The organism is Nesterenkonia halobia, from assembly GCF_039536005.1.
Taxonomy (GTDB): Bacteria; Actinomycetota; Actinomycetes; order Actinomycetales; family Micrococcaceae; genus Nesterenkonia; species Nesterenkonia halobia.
The window spans coordinates 472,851-494,946 of the sequence record NZ_BAAAYG010000005.1; the positions used below are offsets into that span (position 1 = coordinate 472,851).

A 22,096-nucleotide genomic window follows, 5' to 3' on the forward strand; every position below is an offset into this window, starting at 1 on the left:
GGTGAACCCGAGGCGGAGTCGCTTCCCCCGCGCAGAGCGCGATAGGTTGGGTGACCGTGGCACTGACTATCGGAATCGTGGGACTCCCCAACGTGGGCAAGTCCACACTCTTCAACGCGCTGACCCGCCAGACCATCCTCGCGGCGAACTACCCGTTCGCCACGATCGAGCCCAATGTCGGGATCGTCGACCTGCCCGACCAGCGGCTGGGTACGCTCGCCGAGATGTACGACTCGGAGCGGACCCTGCCGGCGACCGTCTCGTTCGTCGACATCGCCGGCATCGTCAAGGGAGCCTCCGAGGGGGAAGGGCTGGGCAACCAGTTCCTGGCCAACATCCGCGAGGCCCATGCGATCGCCCAGGTGGTGCGCGCCTTCGAGGACGACAACGTCGTCCACGTCGACGGCGACGTGGACCCGACCTCAGATATGGAGACGATCAACACCGAGCTGGTGCTGGCGGATCTGCAGACGCTGGAGAACGCGATCCCCAAGCTGGAGAAGCAGGTCAAGGGCAAGAAGGCCGACCAGGCGCAGCTCGACGCCTACCTCGCCGCCCAGACGGTCGCCGAGCGCGGCGAGACCATCTTCTCCGCGCTGGCCTCCGGAGAGCTCGACGCCGAGCACCTCGGCCAGCTGAACCTGCTGACGGCCAAGCCCTTCATCTACGTGTTCAACTGCGACGAGACGGTGCTGGGCTCCGCGGAGAAGCAGCAGGAGCTGGCCGACTTGGTGGCGCCGGCCCAGGCGGTGTTCCTCGACGCGAAGCTCGAGGCCGACCTGGTGGAGCTCTCCGAGGAGGAGGCCCGCGAGATGCTCGAGATGAACGGCCAGGACGAGTCCGGCCTGTCACAGCTGGCCCGCGTCGGATTCGACACTCTCGGGCTGCAGACGTATCTGACCGCCGGGCCGAAGGAGGCTCGGGCCTGGACGATCAACAAGGGCGACACCGCCCCGCAGGCCGCCGGCGTGATCCACACCGACTTCCAGCGCGGCTTTATCAAGGCTGAGATCGTCTCCTACGCAGATCTCATCGCCGCCGGTTCGATGGCCACGGCCAAGTCCAACGGCAAGGTGCGCCTGGAGGGCAAGGACTACGTCATGAAGGACGGCGACGTGGTCGACTTCAAGTTCAACGTGTGAACCACTGAATCGTGCAGGGCAGAGGCCTCTGTCCGGCGACCAGTCCGCATGCTGAGCGGAGAGGGGAGCCGTCGCGCCCCTGGAGCGGCCATGCGAGCACACGGCGTCGCGTCGGACGGCCGGGAATACTCCGCCCCTCGTCACAGCTGAGCATCGACAGGGGCCTGTGACCGGGCGCCGCCACGATCTTCGACGTGAGGAGCAGCTCATGACGACTGTCGCCATCATCGGCGCCGGCAGGAATCTCGGCGAGGCGCTGGCCCGCCGCTTCGGGCGGGAAGGGTTCAGCCTGGCGCTGATCTCCCGGAACCAGGAGCGGCTCGACGCACTGGCCGCCGACCTGGAGGCCGACGGCTTCACGGCCAGGGGATACGCCGCCAACGTCCGGGACCCGGAGTCCCTGATCGCCGCCCTCGACCGAGCCGGCCAGGAGCTGGGACACATCGAAGTCCTCAGCTACAACCCGCTGCCGCAGAAGGAGTTCCTGCGGCCGCTGCTGGAGTCCACGGTCACCGACGTCAAGGCCGCCGTGGAGTTCTCCGTCTACGGCCCGGTGGCCGCAGTGCATCAGGTGCTGCAGGGAATGCGATTCCTCAAGCGCGGCACCGTGCTGTTCGTCAACGGCGGCTCCGCCGTCCAGCCCGTGCAGCACTTCGCCGGCACCTCCATCGGCTTCGCCGGCGAGACCGCCTACGCGGAGATGCTCAACCAGGCGATGGCCGACGAGCCGATCTACGTCGGCCAGCTGATCATCCCCGGCGCCATCGTCCCCGGCGACGAGCAGAAGGACCCGGAGGTGCTGGCCGAGAAGCTCTGGCAGATGCATTCCCAGCGCAGCGAGTTCCGCGTCTACGCCACGGAGCTCGAGCAGCAGCCGTACTGAGCTGATCGGGATGCTGGAGGAGGCGAGGCGCCGTCGGCGGTGCGTCGGTGAGGGCCGCGGAGCACGCGGTGGCCCGTCATCTGCAACGGGTCTGTGCCACAGCCGCGCCGTGTGTGAAGCCAGGTCGGATGGGCCCATGACCCTCCCTTCATCATGACGACGGCGGGATCAGGGGAGGGTACGTCGACGAGAGTGCCGGTGACTTCCGACTCGTCGACGCCGATCGAGGTGACTCGTTCTCCGAACGAGCGGTGCACCTGCGGAGCGAACATGGTTCGCGTCCCGATGGTTCCATCGAACAGCAGGTCGCGAATCAGGCGACGGAGCGCGATGACGTCGTGCCGGACGGCCCGACCTCGGACCCGCTGGTCAAGTCCCGTGGAGTGGTGTATGAGGCGTGATCCTGCGAGTCGGTACATCTGAGGGCCAGACTGCCAGCGGATCGACAGTGCGGGACTCCACCTCCTTGAGGGACTCTCCGGCGTCAGTGCCGGGTTCGGTGTCACCCATGGTCCGGGCCTGCGCGAGAGTCTCGAGGTTCATATACCTACGCCCTTCGGCCCACTCGTCATGCTGCTCGGCCAGTACCGCCCCGACCAGGCGGATCATTGCTTCACGGTCGGGGAAGATCCCGACCACGTCAGTGCGCCGACGGATCTGACCGTTCAACCGCTCATCGGGGTTGTTCGACCAGATCGTGACCCACAGCTGCTTGGGAAGCTGGTGAAGGCCAGAATCTCCTCCCGAGCCTGTGCGAGGTGGTCGGCGACCTTCGGCAGCTTGGCCTCCAGCACCTCGACGACCCGGTCGAACTGGACATCGACTCCTGTCGGGCCGGGCTGGTCATAGGTATAGATGCCGTGATGCTGTGCAGCAGCGCCTTCACCCACGGCCAGGAGGCCTTCGGCGTCTGACTCATCAGATTCTCCGCGAAGTGGATCCGGCACGCTGTCATGAGGCGCCGGACCGGGGGCGATCTCGGCCTTCAGTCCGGGGTGAGCGCCGGAAGTGACCAGCTCGACTCCGGTGAGTCCGCGGGCGACGAGGTCGCCGAAGGTTCCCCGCAACCGGCGCCGTCCTCGTTGGAGGTGACCTGCAGTCCCAGAATGTCGCAACGCCCGTCAGAGTTGATTCCGGTGGCGACCAGCGCGTGGACCGGGACCACCCGGCCGGCTTCGCGGACTGTCAGCACCGGCGCGTCGGCGGCGACGAAGGTGCAGGGCCCGGTATCCAGCGGGCGGGCTCGGAAGGCGGCTGCCTGTTCATCGAGCTCGCCGGCCATCTGGTTGATTCGGGATTCGGAGAGGTTCTCGATGCCCGACGAGTCCACGAGCTTGGGGGCCTCCCGCTGCGATCGTGGCGCGAAGCGCCGCAGACCGCGTAGGCCTCGGCAGAGAGCAGAGTGTTGATGAAGGTCTGCAACAGTTCGCGCAGCAGGTCCGGGCTCGCCTGGTGGATCTGTTCCTCGAGCAGGCGCGTGGGGTCGATGTTGGAGGGCGTGACGCTCACCGAGTGCTGTACACCACACTGCCGGACGCAACTCAGGGCGGCAGGTCAGTCTGGCACTGCATTCTGCATCTGCCCTCCGCCGCGCGGCATGCACGGTCTGTTGCCCGGCACACACACTCTGTGCCAATCTGTCCGGCATGAGTCCTGTGGGCCCGCCGGAGCACGATAGGGCGGCGATCGTGCCCGCAGCAGGGGAGCGTCCGCCGCGCCGCGCGTCCCTGAGCCCGTGGCATCGCGCTGTGGCGACGGCCATGCGGCGAGCCGTATTCGGTCCTGTTCGTCGGGGTGGCACGGATCCCGGTCCGCGGCGTCGCCCGCGCCTCATCATCGCCAGCCATCGCAACGGGGCGGTTGACGGCAGCGTCGTCCTGTCCGCATTCCCGTACGCGCAGCACCTGGTCTCGAAACAGCTGATGCGTGGGCCCCTGCGTGCCCTCTTCACCGGTATTCCGGTCATCCGCTCGAAGGACATGGAGCGCTATGGCATGGATCCGTCGGGAGTCTCCGACCCCGTCACCGCGGGGGCCGACCACCTGACCGCAGGCGGGGACCTCGTGATCTTCCCCGAGGGCACCAGCGAATGGCGCTATGCTCCCGGTTCCTACCGGCGGGGTGCGGCGAAGATCTGGTGCCGTCTGCGCGAGGCGGGCGTCGAGGTCGACGTGATCCCCGTGGGCCACTTCTACGCGGCTCCGGAACGGTACGGCTCGATCGCTGAACTGTGGCTGGGACCGGCCGTCGACCTCCCGGACACCCTTGAAGGACCGCACCTGGAGCGGGAGAACCAGGTGCACGCGCTATTGTCCGAGGCGCTCGACGCCGTGTCCGTGAACTGTCCGGACCCGTCGACATTCGACGACGTCCAGTTCCGCGCCGCGGCCCGAGCGCGCGCCGGCGAATCCTTCGCCGCCGCGTTCCTGGACGAGCAGCGCGCGGCGACCTCCCCGCCGAGTCCGGCGGTCGCAGAGGAGACGCCTGCCGGGCCGGGGCATCGGGCGCGGACCTCCGTCGCCGCGGAGCCCGTCAGTCCGTGGCCCCGTCGCGCCGGTCTGGTGCTCCACTGGCCGGTGGCCCCCGTGCTGTGGGTCGCCGGGCGGGTGGGACGGAAGGCGGATGCGCGCAACACGGTGACATTCTTCCGGATGCTCGGCGGCAGCGGCGCCGGAGTCCTCTGGGCACTGATCCTCGCCGTCGCGGCGGCATGGGCGACGTCGGCCGGTTCTGGAACCGCTGTCGCGGCCCTCGCCGGCGCGGGGCTGCTGAGCCTCGTGGCCGGGCGTGCACTTGTGCGGGCCCGCCGCTGGCAGCCGAACACGGCACCGCTGGCCTGAGACCCCATCCTTCTCTCCCTCGTCCGAACCATCACCAGCAGCAGAAGAGGTCCGCATGTCCCGCATCATCGATTTCACCCACGACGACGCCACGCGACTGGACGTCTCCGGAGGCAAGGGAGCGAGCCTTGCGAAGTCCGCACGTGAGCTCCCGGTCCCGCCCGGCGTCATCGTGACGGCAGAGACCTACGCGGCCATTCTCGAGCCGGTTCGCCGGAAGATCCGCGGGATCCTGCAGGAGAACACGACGGAAGCTGCGGCGGAGAAGGTCCAGGAACTCCTCCTGGGCATGGAGCTGGAGGACAGCTGGGTCAAGGAGGTCGACGCCGCACTCGAGCAGGTGGGACTCGCGGATCGCGCCGTCGCGGTTCGCTCGTCCGGGACGATGGAGGACCTCCCGGGCGCGGCCTTCGCCGGCCAGCACGACACGTTCCTGGGGGAGCGGGGTGCGACCTCGGTCGCCCGCGCCGTACTGCGCTGCTATGCATCCCTGTGGAACATCCACGCCATGAAGTACCGCGATCGGCTGGGGCTCGACCACCTCCAGGCGTCCATGGCCGTCGTCGTCCAGCAGATGGTCGAGGTGACGGATGAAGAGGCCGCGGGCGTCGCATTCTCGATCGACCCGGTGCGGGGCGATCTGACCACTGTGCTCGTGAATGCCTCCTACGGGCTCGGCGAAACAGTGGTGGGCGGTGAAGCGGAGGTCGACGAATACCTGCTCAGCCGGGACGGGGCGGAGGAGAGGGGGATCCGCGTCGCATCGAAGCCTGCGGCTCTCGTCGTCGACGCCGATGGTGGGACGCGGGAGGTCGACATCGCGCCGGAACGGGCCGAGGCGGAGGCGATCGACGCGGACATGCGCGCAGAGGTCGCCCGACTGGCTGTGCAAGCCGAAGACCACTACGGATTCCCCCAGGACATCGAGTGGGCGGTGAGCGGCGGCGACCTCTTCCTGCTGCAGTCGCGTCCGATCACCCGGGTGGCGGCGCGCTGGACCCGCGACGAGTCCGCCGAGAGGTACCCGAACCCCGTCACCCCGCTCACCTGGGACCTCGTCGAGACGGGCTTCCACGCATCGCTGCGCCACAGCTTCCAGCTCATGGGGCTGCCGCCCTTCGGCGACAAGTGGTTCGCGATGCGGGACTTCTACATCTACGGGAATCAGACGGCCGTGGAGCTCTACAGCGGCCGCTTCCCCACAGCCATGTTCCGCGACATCGACAGCATCCGTCAGTCATTGCCGGATATCGCCCGTCAGTACGGGTGGGTCCAAGATCTGCCCGTGCAGTGGATGCGCGACCTCGACACCTACCTGCTGGGGATCGGCAGGCTCTCCCACACGTCGCTCGAGGACAAGGACCTCGAGGGCCTCTGGGATCATGTGCGTGAGATCAGCGACCTCGGTTCCTGGTACTTCCTGCCCAACATCGCGATCTCGCTCACGCAGTCCATGCTGTACAAGGGGCTCTTGACGCTGCTGTCGATGAAGCTGCCCGACGAGCAGGCGCAGTCGGTCTTCGACCAGCTGGTGGCCCAGACGGATACGAAGACCGGACAAGTCAACGACGAGCTCTGGCAGCTGTCGCGGGCGATCAGGGCCACACCGGACCTGCTGGGGTGGCTGGACTCCGCACCCAGCGCGGAAGGACGGATGGATGAGCTGCGCGCGCAGTTCCCCGCGTTCGCGAGCGAGCTGGACGTCTTCCTCGAGCGCCACGGCCATCGTGAACTCGACTTCGACGCGTACCACCCCACGTGGGTGGGCGCACCGCACATCGTGGTGAACCAGCTGCGGGTGCTCGCTCACCGAGAAGCGGGCGCACAGGTCTCGTCCAATCAGCTGCGGGCGCAGCAGGCGGAGGCCGAACGGCAGGTGCTGGACGCGGTGCCGGACGATCTGCGCTACTTCCTGCAGGAGGTCATCCGGCTGGCGCGGACCTACACGGCATTGGATGACCTCGAGCACTACCAGACGACCCGGCTGAATCTGCCGATGCGCAGGGCGCTCTCCGCGCTGGGGCAGCGACTGGTCGAGGCGGAAGCGCTCGACGAGCCGGACGATGTCTACTTCCTGCACGTCGACACACTCGAGGGAGCGCTGCGCGAAGGGTCCGCCGACGCCCTGGCCTCGCTGCGGCCGGAGGCGCAGGAGCTGCGGGCCGGCTACCGGGCGGCGCTCGAATCCGACCCGGACTGGGTGCACGGTGAAGCCGACGCGGACCTCTCCGAGGAAGCGGACATGTGTGGCACGGCCGGCAGCACCGGACAGGTGGAGGCGGAGGTCTTCGTGGTGCACAGCCCCGACGACTTCCCGCAGTTCCCGGTCGGAGCGATCCTCATCGCCCGGACGACGAACCCCGCCTGGACAGCGCTGTTCTACCAAGCCGCAGGTGTCATCACCGAAAGCGGCGGAGCTCTCTCCCACGGCGCGGTGACAGCCCGTGAACTGGGCATCCCGGCAGTCATGGGAATCCGTGATGCGACCCGCCGATTCACGAACGGCCAGCGGGTGAGGATGGACGGAGGACAGGGAACTGTGGCCCTCGTATGACAGTCGCAGTCATAGACCGCGGTGGCGCTGCCGGGGCGACGCGAGACCCCTGAAGGCCACGGGCCGGCGCCCGCGCGATGATCGATCCGACGGCGGTGTGCCTCCACAGCGCCGTAGTGGGCCGGCATCGCCCCGGGGCTGGTGGAGGCGCTGATTCCCCGGAAGGATGAAGTGCCTGACAGCGCCGAGGAAGGACCCCGACGAACTTCGGGGCCGAGCTGCCAGGATGGCGATAGAAGCACGACGCGATCCTGCTGCCAGGCCGCGGCGTTCGCGCCCGTGGCCGGATCACCGCCTCGCGAGCGAGGGCATAGTCTGGACATGCCACACCGGGGCTCCGTGGAGAGATGTCTCCGAACGCTTCGGCAGATGGAACTCGATCTATAAGCGATTCATCCGCTGGGCGAACGACGGCACATGGGAGACGCTGCTGGTCGATGTGCAGAAGCAGTCCGACGCCGCCGAGTCGCTCGACTGGGCGACCCCGATCGATTCGACGATCACCTGGGTGCATCACCACGGTGAATCGCCCTGGGCTTCGTCCCTATCCGTTTCCCCGTCCGGCGATCGCCGAGCGGAGTCGGCCCGGAGCGCGCCAGGTCATGGGATCTCGTCGTGGTGTTCGACGATCATCTGGTGGGCAGCGGGGTCATCGTCCGTGAAACGAGATGCGGCAGACGCGCCGACCGGCGTGAAGAAGTTGACCAGATTGCCGTCGGGGTCCCTGACGAGCAGCGAACGATTGCCCCATGGCATGTCCGTCGGGGTGTTCACGAACACGTCGACGACGCTCTGAAGCGTCTGATAGGTCGCGTCGACGTCGTCGACGAGGAAGTCCAGCGCGATGGTGCGATTTGCGCGCGCCTCGGCAGCGCCGTCGCCCAGCAGCGGCACCGTGGTCGTGCTGGCGAGGGCCAGCCTGCCGGAGGACGTGCGAATCTCGGCGAACTTCGGGTGGAGGCGATCGGCGGCGATTCCGGTGGCCGCCTCGTAGAAGTCGACGAGTGCGTCGACGTCGTCGGTGAAGATACGAGTGGATGCCAGCTGCATGGTGGTCTCCTCCTGTGGTGAATGTGTGTGGCCGAGGCTCCGACCACACAGATGACGTTACGAGTGATACCGGGCGAAGACTGACCGGTATATGAGCGACGATGGGATCCATGGCTGACACCACCGCGCGAGCCTTGCAGATGCTCGAGCTTCTGCAGTCCGCGCAGCTGCGTACCGTCGCCGAGTTGGCCGAGCGTCTTGGCGTCGATGAACGGACGGTTCGCAGAGACGTCGAGCGACTGAGCGAGCTGGGGCTGCCGGTGGAGACGGTGCGTGGGCGCTACGGCGGATATCGGCTCGCGTCCGGCCGTCGCGTTCTCCCGCTCATGTTCAGCAAGGAGGAAGTGATCGCAGTCTTCCTCGGGCTCACGAGGTCGCAGGCAGCCTCGCAAGCCCGGGACAGTGCCGCCCGGACCGCATTGGGAAAGATCAGGCGGGCCATGTCGACGGCGGACGTGAAGCGGATGGAAGCTCTGTTGGGGACCATGACGAGCACGTCCCATGACGGCGACGCCGCCCCCGAGTCCTCGGTCATGCTGACCCTGGCGGAGGCGGTGGACCGCCGACAGGTGGTCGACCTGCGTTACTTGAGCGGACGGGGATCAGCGTCACGGCGCACCATCCATCCGTACGCATTGGTCACGCACGCCGAGCGTTGGTATCTCCTCGCGTTCGACGTGGACAAGCAGGATGAACGGACATTCCGGGCAGACCGGATCCGAACGGCCCGGCTCGTCCCCGGGACGTTCTCTCCGCCTCTCCAGTCCGAGGTGGAAGACCGGCTCCTCGAGCGATTCGCAACGGCGGACTACCGGTGGCAAGTCGTGCTGCGGATTCGGCAGACTCAGGAGCACATTCGCTCTCACCTTCCACGGAGCGTGGCGCGACTCGAGATGGCCGAATGCGCCGCGAGCCCGACGCGAGACGAGACCCTGCCCTGGCACCGAGCCGAGATCCACGCCGAGAGTCTCGACTGGCTGCCATCGGTCATCGCTGCTCTCGACTGCGACGTCATCATCGAGCGTCCCGACGCACTCCGAGACCGTGTGCGCGCCGCCGCGACGCTGATGCTGGACGCGGCTGCTGATCACCGAGGGCGAGTCGGGCCATGATTCGGCGAGCTCTGCATATCGCGCTGCGCGGAAGGAGCCGCCTCCGGTGTGATCCGCGCGGACGTCCCGCGCGCTCTCATCGAGGCCGGGGTCGTCTTGTGCGAGGATCTGACGGCCGCGGGATCGTTGGTTGAGGCGACGTCGGACGGCAAGGTGCGTGGGGAGGGCGAGGACTGTGTCATGAAGGACGGTGACGTGGTCGACGTCCAGAGTCAACGTGTTGCTGCGTGCTGCCCGGCGCCCTGCACCCCGTCGCCGTCTCTGCGAGCGTCCGGGCCGGCCGGCGACCGAAGACGGGTTCGGGGAATCACCCGATGTTCTGGTCCGCCAGCTGATCGGCGATGCTGCGCGGCTCCCGCCCGAGGAGTTGAACGAGCGTGGGGTCGGCATGTGCGAAATGGCCGCCGCGTGTCGCCTGGAACATCGAGAGCGTGAATCGTGCCGCACCCTCTGGGGTGCCGTTCGCCATCTCGCCGGCGACCCAATCCTCATCGTCGACGACTACACGTTCGATGTGACGGCCGGAGAGCTCAGAAGCGGCCGCGGCGAAGTCGGCGAGTGTGACGGGGGAGGACGGGACCAGGTCCACCGGGCCGTCGAATGCAGCGTCGCCGGCGAGGATCGCCGCCGCGGCCTCGGCCGCATCGCGCCGATCCACCCAGGAGAACGGCCCGTCGGCCGGCTTGGCGATCGTCCCGGTCTCCTGCCACGGCCCGAGCAGCTGTCCGAGGTCTCCGTAGAACCCGTTGCGCAGTGCGGTCCACGCGACGCCTGACGCAGCGAGGTGCTGCTCCGTGGCGGCATGGATCGCCAGCGGCGGATACGGCGTCTCGAAGCCGGCCCCGCACGTGCTGGTGTACAGGATCCGTCGGGCGCCCACCGCGGCCGCGGCGTCGATCGCCGTTCGGTGCTGCGCGACGACATCTGCTCCGATGTCACTGGAGGAGACCAGGAGCACCTGTTCTGCGTCGGCGAACGAGCGGCGCAGGGCCACGGGGTCCTCGTAGCTTCCTCGGCGCACGCGCACGCCTCGGTCGGCCAGATGCCTCGCGCGTGCGGGGTCGCGGACGCTGGCACCGAGGCGGGCAGCAGGGACTCGCTGCAGAAGATGGTCGACGGTGGCGCCGTTGAGGGTGCCTGTCGCTCCGGTCGCGATGATCATGACGAAGTCCTTTCATCGAGGCGGCTACGAGTCGCGCGACGGAGAGCAGCGAAGGCCGGGCCGAGGCGTGCTCTCGAATAACTTGACCAGGTGAGTCAACTTGCCTCGGCGCGGAAGGAGAGCAGCGATGTCCAGCACCGGCTCCTCGCCGGGGGCTTCGCTCCGACGCTCGACGCAACGTCGACCGGATCTGCGCCGCTGCGGTGACGGCGTTCCGCGAGCAGGGCCTTTCGGCGCCCCTCGAGGAGATCGCCGCGGCCGCCCACGTGAGCAAGGCGACCATCTTCAACAGGCTGGGAGGACGGGTCGGCCTGATCGACGCCGTCATCGACGACGTCGTCGCCGGCGAGCTGAGGGCCGTCATCGATGATGCTTGGTCCGTCACGGGTGCCTGGGAACGTATCTGCTTCTATGTCGGCGCGATGCGCGATCTCCAGTACCGGCTGCCGGCCGTCAACGACGTCCTGCTGCAGGAGTTCCCCGACTCCGAGCAGCTCATGGCGCTATGCCGCATCGGGGGAGACTTCCACGACGCGTTGGTCGAGGATGGTCATGCCGCCGGCGTCCTGGCCGACGAGTTCACCCCCGATGACTTTCATGCGCTCACCCTCGACAACGCCCTGGTTCTCAAGCACGGCCGCAGGCCGTCCCGGGAGGACTATGACCGTCGAACGGAGTTCGTCCTCGGCGGGATCTGTCGGGCGACTCGGCCGCCGGCATGACCCTGTCGGGGCGCAGGCGTCTCCCGCGGCGGCGTCACAGTCGTCACGGCGCAGGTGGAGCTCCATGCGAGACGCCGGTCCAGGCATGTGATCGGGTCAGCGCCGCTGCGATCCTCCGAGGATCTGCTCCAGCGGGATGCGGCCGTCCTGCCACGGGGTGAGCACCCAGATCACCAGGTAGGCGCCGATCCCCACCACAGGGAGCAGGGAGAGGGCGACGAGCAGGAGGCGGACCAGCCAGACGTTCATTCCCAGCTTCTCGGCGAGGCTGCCGCCGATGCCGGCGACGAGGCGCTTCGGGCCGCGGCGGAATCCGATCCGGCGGATCGCGTCGAAGAAGTGTTCCATGCCCCGATGATACGTCGGGTCCCTGATGAGCACAGCCCCTGACCGCAGGTGGACTGGAGGGCAGGCGTCCGGACCGCAAGGGCTCATGCTGCGACGCCGACCTGCCCGTCACGCGGACGGCCCCCGTCGCTGCGCGCAGCGACGGGGGCCGTCTCCGTGTCGGGGCGGCCCGAGCTCGTCCCGGGTCAGCAGAGCGGAACGCCGGGGATCCGCTCGTAGTTTCCACCGCCGCTGACGTTGACGGCGTTGACCCAGACATGCTTGTTGCCCCAGTCGTCGTCCGTCAGCAGCCACCAGTTGTTGACGTACTTGCCTTCGGACGCCTGTCGGGTGACATCGGTCTTGGTCTGGCAATAGAAGTAGTTCGTTCCGCTGCCCAGCCTTCCCCACCAGGTGATGCCGCTGGACTTGCTGGGCGCGTCCCAGAGCCCGTTGTCCGTGAAGGAGTTGGACACCTTCCAGACGTTCTTGTAGTACTTCGCCTGCTGCGTGCTGACCGACGTCGTCTCGACGCCGCCGGGAGCGCCGGTGGTCGCCGACGCCGACGCGGCGCTGCCTGTGCCGAGGGCCAGTGTGGCCGCGGCGACGATGCCGAATGCGGCTCGTGCGGTGTGAGTGCGCAACATGTGCATACTGCCTCTCTGCTCGTCGGTGCCCGTCGAGTGCGGGCCGATGGAACCTCGCCCCTGTGGCAAGGCTCTCCGTACACTAGGGCCTGTCATTGTCAGTGCGATCACAGATGGATCACACGTCGTCGTCGCCGTATGGCGCTGCTGTCCAGGGGGAGTGAATGGACCTTCGGATCGGACTCCTCGGGCCGCTCCAGGTGGAGCTGGACGGGGCCGACGTCGCGCCGTCGTCGGATCGGCTCCGCAGCCTGCTGGCGGTGCTCGCCCTCGCTCCGGGTCGATCGGTCTCCGTGGGACGGCTGGCGTCCCAGGTGTGGGGAAGCAGTCCGCCGAGCAGCCCGAAGGGCGCCGTCGCGACCTACGTCGGCAGGCTGCGGCGTCATCTCGGCGACGGTGCGATCGTCACCGAGCCGCACGGGTATGCCCTGCGCATCGCCGTGGACGCCGTCGACGCCTCGAGACTGGAGCGGCTGGTCGCCGACGCCCGACGGGCCCGGGTGCGGGGCGAAGCCTCCGAGGAGGAGCGCCTTCTGCGCGAGGCGACGGCCCTGTGGCGCGGCGTGCCCCTCGCCGACGTCGACCTGCCCGAGGTCGCCTCCCAGGAAGTGGTGCGCCTGGAGGAGAAACATCTGGCCGCCTCCGAGCGCCTCGCCGACCTCGACATCTCGGCCGGCCGCTTCGACTCGACGATCGATCGACTCACCGGGCTGACGGCCTCGTGGCCGCTCCGCGAATCCCTCTGGACGCGCCTCCTGCGTGTGCTGCACCTGGTCGGCCGCCGCGCCGAGGCGCTCGACAGATACGAGCACGCGCGCAGTCTCATCGCCGAGCAGCTGGGGTCGGATCCGGGTGCCGAACTGCAGGCCGCCCATGCCGAGCTGCTGGCCGCGGCGGCACCGCCGGCAGCCGAGCGCGGGGAGGGGCAGGCGATGTCGGGACTCGCCTCGACCCCTCCGCCCCACCAGCTGCCGCGCGACATCCTGCAGTTCATCGGACGCGAGGAGGAGCTGGAACTCCTCGACGCCTGTGCTGACCGCGGCGGCCCGGTGGTGATCACCGGCCCGCCCGGGGTGGGCAAGTCCGCGCTCGCCGTCCACTGGTCTCATCGTCATGCGGAGCAGTTCCCGGACGGCCAGATCCACCTCGATCTGCGCGGCTTCGACCTCGACGAGCAGGTGATGACGTGTGAGACGGCCCTGCGCACGCTGATCGCGGCGTTCGCGCCGGGGGAGGACCTGCCGTCCGCCGAGGAGGCGCTCGCCGCCCGATGGCGGACGCTGACGACGGGCCAGGAGCTGCTGATCGTGCTGGACAATGCCCGGGACAGCGACCAGGTCCGGATGCTGATGCCGGCCGAGTCGCGCTGCATGATCCTGGTGACCAGTCGTTCGAGCATGAACGGGCTGCTGGCCGCCGGGTACGCCACGGCCCTGCCGCTGGAACCCGTGGGCCCCCGCGACGCCGCGCGCCTGCTGGCCGCACGCATCGGATGTTCCCGCGTGGACCGCGAGCCCGAGGCCGCCGAGCGCCTCATCCTCGGGTGCTCAGGGCTTCCGCTCGCCGTCGCGCTGGCCGCGGCGCGCATCGCCGGCCAGCCGCAGCTGCCGCTGGAGTCTCTGCTCGAAGAGGCCGACGCCGTGCCGGGCGCTCTGGACATCTTCAGCGGCGACGTCGAGGGAGCAGACCTGCGCACTGTCTTCTCCTGGTCCTGGCGCGCCCTCTCGCCGGCGGCCGCCCGGTGCTTCCGACTGCTGGGGCTGCACCCCGGCTCGGACATCTCCTTGACGGCGGCGGCCAGTCTGGTCGGGCGGCCGGTCGGGGAATTCCGCGCCCTGCTGGGGGAGCTCGCCTGCGCCCACCTGGTCCGAGAGCACAGCGCTGGCCGCTACGTGATGCATGACCTGCTGCGCGCCTACGCCGCGGAGCTGGCCGCCACGACTGCCGCCGAGGAGCGCGAGGAGGCGGTGCTGCGGCTGGTGGACCACTTCCTGCACACCGGTCGCCGCGGCACTGTGCACCTGCGGGGGTCCGAAGATGTTCTGCTCGCGGTCCCGGAAGCCCGGCCGGGGAGCGTCGAGACGGCGCTGACCGGCCGGCAGGACACTCTGGCCTGGTTCCGGAAGGAATGGGGCGTCGTCGTGCAGCTGATCGAGACGACGGCCGCCGAGCCGCTGTTCGAATCCCGCTGCCCCGGGCTCGTGCAGTCGCTCAGCGCGTACCTCGAGCTGGACCGGCACTGGGGCCCCTGGGAACATGTCGCGGCTATCGGGCTCGCGGCGACGGCGAGGATCGGCGACGACGTCGGCGAGGCCGACCTGCGCGTCTCGGCGGCAGGGGCCGCGATGTATCAGGAACGGACCGACGAGGCTCTCGAACACCTCCATGCTCGCCGCCGTATCCTCGAACGCCGCGGCGACGAGGAGGACCTGGCGCGCGTGACCTACCAGCTCGGCCTCGTGCTGGCGCACCACGGCGACCTGCCCCAGGCGCTTGAGATGACGCTGGACGCGGCCGCCCGGTGCCGCCGAGCGGGGAACGCGATCACCGAGGCGATGGCCTATTCGAACGCCGCCGAGATGCTGATGAACCTCGAACGCCATGACGAGGCGCTCGAGATGTGCGAGGTGGCGAGGACGGCGTGGGGCGAGAGCCGCAGCCACAACACCGTCGCGCTGTGGATGACCGAAGGGAGGCTCCGGTTGCTCCGCGGCGAGCCGGAGCTGGCGCTCCAGCCGCTGGCCCGAGCCGTGGAGGCGCATCGTGCGGACGGCTTCGAGGCGTCGACGGTCCGGGCGCTGACCATCCGCGGCGAGGCACGTCGCCGAACCGGCGACCACGCCGGCGCCGCCGCCGACTGGCATGAGGCTCTCGAGGCGGTCGACGATCCCTCCGACGAGGCGGCGGTCGAGCTGCGAGGACGGCTCGCGGACATCGGCGGAGGAACAGGCTCCGGAACGGGGGTCGGGCTCCGGCACCCGCTTGCCGAGGGACGGTCGACGTCGTCGGAGCATTGACGTCGTGCGTCAGGTCTCTCTAGCGTGCTGCGCAGCGTGTGCGGCCGCCGACACCTCGTGGACGCGGGCGCCGACGGGACGGATGGGGACGCACGACGGAAGGGGCGGGCGGCATGGTGACCCGACGGGCAGTGATCGGCGCGATGGGCGGGGGACTGGTCTCCGCCGGAGCGGTCCCGGATCTGGCGGCGGCCGCCGGGGCGTCGCGCGGCAGCGGAGGAGCCGTCGAGGGGACGCTGGTCCTCGTGGAGAAGAGCGGCCACGCCGTCGCCTTCCACGACGTCGCCGACGGCACCCGGCTGGCCCGCATCCCGCTCGACGAGCACCCGCATGAGATGGTCGTCGACAGCGCGCGGCGGTACGCCTACATCGGGCACTACGGCGTGCGGATGTCCGGCGACGTCGGTCCCGGCGGGTCGAGCGTCTTCGTCGTCGACCTCGCCGCCCGCGAGCTCGTCCGCACGATCGAGCTCAGCCCGTTCAACCGCCTGCACGGCATCGCCATCGACGACCAGGACCGCGTCTATGTGCTCAGCGAGGAGCAGGGCGTCCTGCTGCGCATCGACGACGCGGCCGAGGCCGATGGGGCTTCGGCGGCGGTGCACACCGGCGGGATCAAGACCCACATGGTGGTCACCAATCGCGAGGGCACCCGCGCCTACGTCACCGGCCTGCTGTCGCACACGGTCAGCCTCGTCGACCCGCACGACGCCTCGGCGGCGCCGACCGTCGCCTCGCCGGGGCGCCTGCCGGAGAGCTGCGCGCTCAGCGAGGACGAGAAGTACCTGTACGTCGGCGCCCGTCAGGACGGTGCGCTGGTCCGACTGGATGCTCGGACGCTGAAGGAGAAGGACCGCGCCGAGGTGCCCGGCGACCCGCTGCGGGTCTACGTGGAGCCGGGGCGCGGCACGCTGCTGACCACCGACATCGAGAACCGGGCCGTCACCCGCTACGACGACGACCTGCAGAAGATGCAGTCGATCTCCTTCGACGGCACCCCGGCCGGGATCTCCTTCCACCCGACCGAACCGACGGCATTCATCACGCTGCTCGACATCGACACCGTCGCGATCCTGGACTTGGAGTCCTTCACCACGGTGGGCACGCTGGCCACCGGCGCCGAGCCCGATGTCACCGCGCTGATCTGAGACGGGAGGGTCGTGCCGGTCCGACGAACCCTTGGGCCGGTCGACGCCCCGGCATAGACTCTGGCGCCATGGACGTACCAGCGCCGGATCCGCAGACCCGGGGACGCCTCGGGCCGGTCTTCTACGCCTCGCTGGCGCTGTCGATCACGTTCGTCGTCTTCGGCCTGGTATTCCCGGAGGCGCTCACCGAGTCCCTCACCGCGATCCGCGAGGTCGTCGTCGGGACCTTCGGCCTCGTCTATCCGATCACCGTGTCGCTGCTGCTGGTCTTCATCGTCGTGCTCGCGCTCTCTCCGGCGGGGAAGAAACGCCTGGGCGGGCAGGACGCGGCGCCGGAGTTCGGCGTCGTCTCCTGGGTGGCGATGCTGGTGAGCGCCGGCGTCGGGCTGAGCTTCCTGTTCTGGGGCACGGCCGAGCCGCTCATCCACCTCGCCGATCCGCCCTACGGCGCCGCGGATCCAGGATCTGCGGAGGCCGCCCGCGCCGGCATGCGGTACTCCTTCCTGTTCTGGGGTCCGCATGCCTGGGGGATCTACGCAGTGGTCGCGATCGCGATCGGTTATGCGGCCTTCACCCGCGGCGGCGGCATGCTGGTGAGCTCGGCGCTGCGCCCGCTGCTCGGGCGCCTGGCCGACGGGTGGGTCGGCGCCGTCGTCGACACTCTGGCGGTGCTGGCGATCCTCTTCGGCGTGGCCACCTCGCTCGGACTCGGCACCGGCGAGCTCAACGCCGGGCTCGCCGACCAGTTCGCCGTGGCCGACTCCTACGGCGTGAAGATCACCATCATCATCGGACTGATGACCTTCGCCACGATCTCCTCGATGACAGGGCTGGGACGCGGCATCCGGGCCCTGAGCCTGGCCAACGGCGCCCTCTGCGGCCTGCTGCTCGTGCTCGTGCTGAGCCTGGGACCCACCGGGTCGATCGTCGCGAGGCTCGGCACCGGCGTCGCCGACTACGTCTCCACCTTCGTGCCGATGAGCCTCGCGACGGAGGGCGCGGCCGGCGACTCCTGGACGGCGGACTGGATCTACTTCTTCTGGGCCTGGTGGATCGGCTGGGCGCCGTTCGTCGGCACCTTCATCGCCCGCATCTCCCGCGGTCGCACGATCCGCGGCATCGTCACCGGCGTGGTGCTGGTGCCGAGCCTGGTCAGCATCGTCTGGTTCTCCGTATTCGGCGGCACGGCGCTGGCGCGCGAGCTGGCCGGGGAAGTGTCGGTCTCCAGGATCGCCTCGGAGGCGAAGTCGATCGCCACCCTCGCCGTCTTCGACACTCTGCCGCTGACGGAGATCGCGCTGGTGGTGCTGGTGCCGGTGCTGGCGCTGCTGTTCATCACCTCCGCCGACTCGGCGTCGTTCATGCTCGGCAGCACGACGACGGGCGGGGCCATGAAGCCCCCGCGTCCGGTGCGGCTGATGTGGTCCTTCGCGGCCGCCTTCGCCGCCGTGCTGCTGCTCAGCGGGGGCCCGGAGGATCTGCGCAGCGCGGCGGTGATCGCCGCGGCGCCGTTCACCGTGATCCTCCTGGGGCTGGCGGTCTCCCTGGTGATCATGCTGCGACGCGACCGTGCCGGGGCCCTGCGGAGGGAGCCGGGCTGATCATCGGCGAACCATTGTGGTGCCGCGCCCGGCGCACTAGGGTCTGTGCCATCCGCACCGGACGGCACTCCAGGGAGGATCGTCGTGGGTCAGCTCATCGTCTGGAACGTCATCTCGATCGACGGCTTCTTCGAAGGAGACCAGCCGTGGGATCTGCGACTCCATGAGTACATCTGGGGCGAGGACCTGCGGCGGCTCAGCCTGCAGTTCGGCGAGGAGGCCGAACTCCTCGTCTTCGGCCGGAACACCTATGAGGGCATGGCGGCCCACTGGCCGGCCGACACGGACGAGCCCGAGATCGCCGCGTACATGAACGCCGTCCCGAAGCTCGTGGCCTCCCGCACGCTCACCGCGCCGGAATGGAACAACACCGAGGCCACCGCCGATCCCGTCGGGGAGCTGGCGCGGCGGAAGCAGCTCGGCGAGCGCCCGATCTACGTCTTCGGCAGCGCGGACCTGGTGGACAGCCTGCTCGAGGCCGACCTCGTCGACGAGCTGCTGCTCGGCATCGCCCCGGTGATCCTGGGCTCCGGCACGCCGTTCTTCACGACGAGCGAGGCCGCACGGTCGCTCGAACTCCTCGAGTCCCGCGCCGTGGACACCGGCGGCGTCCTGCTCCGCTACCGTCCCTTGCGCGGATGAGCGACGCCGGCCCGTGCCGGCGTGCGGATCAATCCGTCGTCGGGCGCCGACGGAAGCTCTTGGTCTCGGAACGCCGGCGTTTCGCGTCCAGCCGCCGACGTCGCGACCCTCTCGTGGGGCGGGTCGGCCGCCGGACTGGGTCGGGAGCCGCCGCCTCGCGGAGGAGTGCGGCGAGTCGTCGTCTCGCCGCCGTCCGATTGCGCCGCTGAGATCTGTGCTCGGAGGCGCTGATGGTCAGGACGGTGCCCGAGAGCCTCGTGGCGAGCCGGCCGAGGACATGCTGCCGCTGCGGCTCGCTGAGCGCCGTCGTCGTGCCCAGGTCCAGGCTGAGCTGCACCTTCGAGTCCGTGGTGTCGACACCCTGACCGCCCGGGCCCGACGCACGGGAGAACTGCTCGACCAGCTCTCCCTCCGGCACGCGCAGGCCGCGGGGGATCCCGGGGCCCGGGACTATGTGCAGATCATCCATAGTGCGAGTGTGTCGCACCCCGGCATCCGGCATATGCTTGCTTTTCCACAGGTTACTTCGTAATCTGAAGTTATGAGCAAGGATTACCGCCAATTCTGCGGCCTGGCCCGGGCGGCCGGCGTGCTGGGGGAGCGATGGGCGCTCCTCGTCGTGCGTGACCTGACGCTGGGGCCCCGGCGATTCAAGGACCTCGGGGAGGGCCTCCCGGGAGTTCCGACGAGCGTGCTCACCGCCCGGCTGCGGGAGCTGGAGCAGATGGGCATCGTGGAGCGTCGGGCCGCGCGGCAGCCGGGAGGAGGCGTGGTGTATGCGCTCACCCCGTACGGGGCCGAGCTCACGCCCATCCTCGATCGCCTCGGACGGTGGGGCGCGCAGCGCATGAGCGCGCCGGCGCCGGAAGAGATCATCACGAGCTCCTCGTTGGCCGCGGCACTGCGCGCGGCGTATCGGCCCGGGGCCGTCACCGCCGCCACGACCTGTTCGATCCATGTCGGACCGGCGAGCGCGTGGGCGGCCATGGACGGGGCCGAGGTCACCGTCGACGTCGGCGTGCCGGAGGCGACGCCGGATCTGATCATCCACGGCGGACCGCAGTTCAGGCTGCTGCTGGCCGGTCGGCTCTCGCCCGCGGAGGCGATCACGTCCGGCGCTGTCGAGATCGAAGGCCCGCATGCGGTGCTGGAGGACTTCGTGCGGGCATTCCACGTGCCGCTGGACGACGTCATCGGCACGCCATGAATCGACCATCAGGACGGACGGAGATCGCACCATGAGGCTCAGCATCAATCTCTTCACCACCTTCGACGGGGTCAGCCAGGGCCCCGGCAGCGCCGCAGAGGATCCGCGGGGAGGCTTCACCCGCGGGGGATGGCTGATGCCGTACTTCGACGACGGCTGCGGTCAGGCGGTCGACGGGTGGTTTCGGCGCTGCGGCGCCCTCCTCCTCGGGCGTCGAACGTTCGAGACCTTCGCGTCCCACTGGCCGCAGGTGACGGATCCGGCGGATGCCGTGGCCGACCAGATCAACAACCGACGCAAGTATGTGGTCACCTCCTCGCCGCTGGGCGAGATCTGGGCCGATTCCAGCACGGCGCTCGGCGACGGTTTCCTCGAGGATGTCGCGCGGCTCAAGAGGGTCGACGACGATCGGGAGCTGCAGGTCCACGGCAGCGTCCGGCTGGCGCGCACGCTGCACCAGGCAGGGCTGGTGGACATCTACCGCTTCCTCGTGGCGCCGGTCGTGGTCGGGGGCGGTTCTCGCCTCTTCGACGCGGACGGGCCGGCCTGCGGCATGCACGTCGCGCAGAGCACGGTGACGGAGAGCGGCGTCCTCTCCACCGAGATGACGCCCGGCGCCTTCGAGAACTCGCTGGCGCCGGCCGTCCGAGACGGTCAGGACGTCGTCATCGACTCGTGAGCCCATCGATCGATCACCTGCAGCAGCCCCTCACCTGTGGAAGGACCGCAATGTGCACTGTCAGCGCCGACATCAGCATGTCCCTGGACGGATACGTGACCGGGCCCGGCCCGAACTCCGAGAACGGCCTCGGTGCCGGGGGCGAGGCCATCCAGCAGTGGGTGTTCCGCTCGAAGGAGTCGCCCGAGGACCGAAAGATCCTCGAGCGAGGAGGGGAGAGCGCCGGGGCGGTGATCATGGGGCGTCGCACCTTCGACTTCGTGGACGGCCCGAACGGCTGGGACGACACGATCAGCTATGCGTACGATCATGAGGTTCCGCAGTCGCCTCCGGTGTTCGTCCTGACGCATTCGGCGCCGCAGAAGCCGCGTCATACCGAAGGATTCACCTTCGTCACCGACGGAGTCGAGGCGGCCGTCAGCGCCGCGCGCGACGCGGCAGGAGGCCGCGAGGTCGTCATCATGGGCGGAGCCGAGGTCATCGACAGTGCCCTCTCCGCCGGGTTGGTGGACCAGCTGCGGATCCACCTCTCGCCCATCATCATGGGGTCGGGCACGCGACTGTTCGATCTGGTGGACGCGCCGCTGCCGCTGAGGCAGGCCGATGTCGTCGCCTCTCCGTACGCCACGCACCTGAGCTTCGACATGCGCTGAGACGGTGTCCGGGGCCGGCAGCGGGTCCAGCGGGCGACCAGCTCGCCGACCATGAGCGATTCCGGCCTCGTCTCCATCCGCCCGTAGTCTGGTGGCATGGCAGAGCCGACGCGCTGGGCGACAGAGACGAGACACGGCCACTCGCAGTGGTACATCGAGCGGTTCCGGACCATGGCCGCCGAGGGGCAGGACCTCGTCGGCGAGGCGCGTCTGCTCGACGCGATGGTGCCGCGACAGGCGCGGGTCCTCGACGCCGGCTGCGGGCCGGGCCGGCACGCCGGGGAGCTCCACGCCCGCGGACACGCCGTCGTCGGCGTCGACGCCGATGCCGAACTGATCGCCGCGGCCGAGGAGGACCATCCGGGCCCGCGGTACCTCGTCGCCGACCTGGCCGAGCTGGACCTGCAGATGCTGGGGGAGTCGGCTCCGCTCGACGCCGTCCTGCTGGCCGGCAACGTCATGGTCTTCCTCGCCCCCGGCACCGAGACGCAGGTGCTGCGTCGGCTCGCCGCCTGCGTGGCCGCCGACGGGTTCCTGCTCGTCGGCTTCCACACCGACCGCCATCTGCGCCTGGAGGACTTCGACGCGTTCGTCGCCGAGGCCGGGCTGCGGGTCGAGCATCGCTTCTCCAGCTGGCAGCTCCACGCCTGGCACGACGACGCCGACTTCGCCGTCACCGTGCTCCGCCACGCCGCCGGATAGCTCGGGGC

19 protein-coding genes and 4 pseudogenes are annotated in these 22,096 nt (G+C 69.3%); 17 read left to right on the forward strand and 6 right to left on the reverse strand.

The window, feature by feature from the left end; all coding sequences use genetic code 11:
• Nucleotides 1-56: 56 nt before the first annotated feature.
• Both ychF and ABD652_RS08700 read left to right on the forward strand, forming a co-directional pair.
• Nucleotides 57-1,142, forward strand: coding sequence for a redox-regulated ATPase YchF (gene ychF, locus ABD652_RS08695; protein ID WP_344720306.1), 1,086 nt, complete (start codon nucleotides 57-59; stop codon nucleotides 1,140-1,142).
• A gap of 208 nt (nucleotides 1,143-1,350) precedes the next feature.
• Nucleotides 1,351-2,025, forward strand: coding sequence for an SDR family NAD(P)-dependent oxidoreductase (locus ABD652_RS08700; RefSeq protein WP_344720308.1), 675 nt, complete (start codon nucleotides 1,351-1,353; stop codon nucleotides 2,023-2,025).
• Between the two features lie 498 nt (nucleotides 2,026-2,523).
• Here ABD652_RS08700 and ABD652_RS08705 read toward each other — a convergent pair.
• Nucleotides 2,524-3,534: pseudogene (locus ABD652_RS08705) on the reverse strand (IS256 family transposase); the annotation flags it as partial.
• A gap of 239 nt (nucleotides 3,535-3,773) precedes the next feature.
• Between ABD652_RS08705 and ABD652_RS08710 the strand changes: the two are divergent.
• The 3 genes and pseudogenes from ABD652_RS08710 to ABD652_RS13965 form a co-directional block, all read left to right on the forward strand.
• Nucleotides 3,774-4,865 carry a lysophospholipid acyltransferase family protein gene (locus ABD652_RS08710; protein WP_344720310.1) on the forward strand — a complete coding sequence of 364 codons (1,092 nt, stop codon included), beginning with the start codon at nucleotides 3,774-3,776 and terminating at the stop codon, nucleotides 4,863-4,865.
• A 55-nt stretch (nucleotides 4,866-4,920) separates the two neighbouring features.
• On the forward strand, nucleotides 4,921-7,419 hold the full coding sequence (locus ABD652_RS08715; protein ID WP_344720312.1) for a PEP/pyruvate-binding domain-containing protein: 2,499 nt from the start codon (nucleotides 4,921-4,923) through the stop codon (nucleotides 7,417-7,419).
• A gap of 226 nt (nucleotides 7,420-7,645) precedes the next feature.
• Nucleotides 7,646-7,837 (forward strand): annotated as a pseudogene (locus tag ABD652_RS13965) (transposase); the annotation flags it as partial.
• A gap of 182 nt (nucleotides 7,838-8,019) precedes the next feature.
• Here the strand turns inward: ABD652_RS13965 and ABD652_RS08720 are convergent.
• The gene (locus tag ABD652_RS08720) at nucleotides 8,020-8,469 is read right to left on the reverse strand and encodes a VOC family protein (RefSeq protein ID WP_344720314.1); all 450 of its coding nucleotides are present in this window, start codon (nucleotides 8,467-8,469) and stop codon (nucleotides 8,020-8,022) included.
• 110 nt (nucleotides 8,470-8,579) lie between these two features.
• On the opposite strand from ABD652_RS08720, the gene ABD652_RS08725 reads away from it, so the two are divergent.
• Together ABD652_RS08725 and ABD652_RS08730 are read left to right on the forward strand one after the other, a co-directional pair.
• Complete coding sequence (locus ABD652_RS08725) at nucleotides 8,580-9,581, forward strand: helix-turn-helix transcriptional regulator (RefSeq protein WP_344720316.1); 1,002 nt, start codon at nucleotides 8,580-8,582, stop codon at nucleotides 9,579-9,581.
• Between the two features lie 48 nt (nucleotides 9,582-9,629).
• Nucleotides 9,630-9,776: pseudogene (locus tag ABD652_RS08730) on the forward strand (DUF933 domain-containing protein); the annotation flags it as partial.
• A gap of 112 nt (nucleotides 9,777-9,888) precedes the next feature.
• On the opposite strand, the gene ABD652_RS08735 reads toward ABD652_RS08730, so the two are convergent.
• Nucleotides 9,889-10,743, reverse strand: a complete 855-nt coding sequence (locus ABD652_RS08735) for an NAD(P)H-binding protein (RefSeq protein ID WP_344720318.1) — start codon at nucleotides 10,741-10,743, stop codon at nucleotides 9,889-9,891.
• A gap of 203 nt (nucleotides 10,744-10,946) precedes the next feature.
• Here ABD652_RS08735 and ABD652_RS08740 point away from each other — a divergent pair.
• Together ABD652_RS08740 and ABD652_RS08745 are read left to right on the forward strand one after the other, a co-directional pair.
• Nucleotides 10,947-11,009, forward strand: a pseudogene (locus tag ABD652_RS08740) (hypothetical protein); the annotation flags it as partial.
• Complete coding sequence (locus ABD652_RS08745; RefSeq protein WP_344720479.1) at nucleotides 11,010-11,465, forward strand: TetR/AcrR family transcriptional regulator; 456 nt, start codon at nucleotides 11,010-11,012, stop codon at nucleotides 11,463-11,465.
• 96 nt (nucleotides 11,466-11,561) lie between these two features.
• Here ABD652_RS08745 and ABD652_RS08750 read toward each other — a convergent pair whose 3' ends face one another.
• Together ABD652_RS08750 and ABD652_RS08755 are read right to left on the reverse strand one after the other, a co-directional pair.
• Nucleotides 11,562-11,813, reverse strand: coding sequence for a PspC domain-containing protein (locus ABD652_RS08750; RefSeq protein ID WP_344720320.1), 252 nt, complete (start codon nucleotides 11,811-11,813; stop codon nucleotides 11,562-11,564).
• Between the two features lie 185 nt (nucleotides 11,814-11,998).
• Nucleotides 11,999-12,439 (reverse strand): hypothetical protein, encoded by a 441-nt coding sequence (locus ABD652_RS08755; protein ID WP_344720322.1) that lies wholly within the window; start codon nucleotides 12,437-12,439, stop codon nucleotides 11,999-12,001.
• Between the two features lie 164 nt (nucleotides 12,440-12,603).
• Here ABD652_RS08755 and ABD652_RS08760 point away from each other — a divergent pair, with 164 nt between their 5' ends.
• The 4 genes from ABD652_RS08760 (at nucleotide 12,604) to ABD652_RS08775 (ending at nucleotide 18,847) form a co-directional block, all read left to right on the forward strand.
• Nucleotides 12,604-15,456, forward strand: a complete 2,853-nt coding sequence (locus ABD652_RS08760) for an AfsR/SARP family transcriptional regulator (protein WP_344720324.1) — start codon at nucleotides 12,604-12,606, stop codon at nucleotides 15,454-15,456.
• Between the two features lie 113 nt (nucleotides 15,457-15,569).
• Nucleotides 15,570-16,604, forward strand: coding sequence for a YncE family protein (locus ABD652_RS08765; RefSeq protein WP_344720327.1), 1,035 nt, complete (start codon nucleotides 15,570-15,572; stop codon nucleotides 16,602-16,604).
• 68 nt (nucleotides 16,605-16,672) lie between these two features.
• Complete coding sequence (locus ABD652_RS08770; protein WP_344720329.1) at nucleotides 16,673-18,205, forward strand: BCCT family transporter; 1,533 nt, start codon at nucleotides 16,673-16,675, stop codon at nucleotides 18,203-18,205.
• An 84-nt stretch (nucleotides 18,206-18,289) separates the two neighbouring features.
• Complete coding sequence (locus ABD652_RS08775; protein ID WP_344720331.1) at nucleotides 18,290-18,847, forward strand: dihydrofolate reductase family protein; 558 nt, start codon at nucleotides 18,290-18,292, stop codon at nucleotides 18,845-18,847.
• 28 nt (nucleotides 18,848-18,875) lie between these two features.
• Here ABD652_RS08775 and arfB read toward each other — a convergent pair whose 3' ends face one another.
• Nucleotides 18,876-19,316, reverse strand: coding sequence for an alternative ribosome rescue aminoacyl-tRNA hydrolase ArfB (gene arfB / locus ABD652_RS08780; protein ID WP_344720333.1), 441 nt, complete (start codon nucleotides 19,314-19,316; stop codon nucleotides 18,876-18,878).
• Between the two features lie 72 nt (nucleotides 19,317-19,388).
• On the opposite strand from arfB, the gene ABD652_RS08785 reads away from it, so the two are divergent.
• From ABD652_RS08785 to ABD652_RS08800, 4 genes are all read left to right on the forward strand, one after another.
• Nucleotides 19,389-20,054: a winged helix-turn-helix transcriptional regulator gene (locus tag ABD652_RS08785; RefSeq protein ID WP_344720335.1), complete on the forward strand. Its 666-nt coding sequence runs from the start codon at nucleotides 19,389-19,391 to the stop codon at nucleotides 20,052-20,054.
• Between the two features lie 31 nt (nucleotides 20,055-20,085).
• On the forward strand, nucleotides 20,086-20,733 hold the full coding sequence (locus tag ABD652_RS08790; protein WP_344720337.1) for a dihydrofolate reductase family protein: 648 nt from the start codon (nucleotides 20,086-20,088) through the stop codon (nucleotides 20,731-20,733).
• A 50-nt stretch (nucleotides 20,734-20,783) separates the two neighbouring features.
• A complete protein-coding gene (locus ABD652_RS08795; protein ID WP_344720339.1) occupies nucleotides 20,784-21,386 on the forward strand; it encodes a dihydrofolate reductase family protein in 603 nt (200 codons plus the stop codon).
• Nucleotides 21,387-21,482: 96 nt separating this feature from the next.
• Nucleotides 21,483-22,088, forward strand: coding sequence for a class I SAM-dependent methyltransferase (locus ABD652_RS08800; protein ID WP_344720341.1), 606 nt, complete (start codon nucleotides 21,483-21,485; stop codon nucleotides 22,086-22,088).
• Nucleotides 22,089-22,096: the final 8 nt, after the last annotated feature.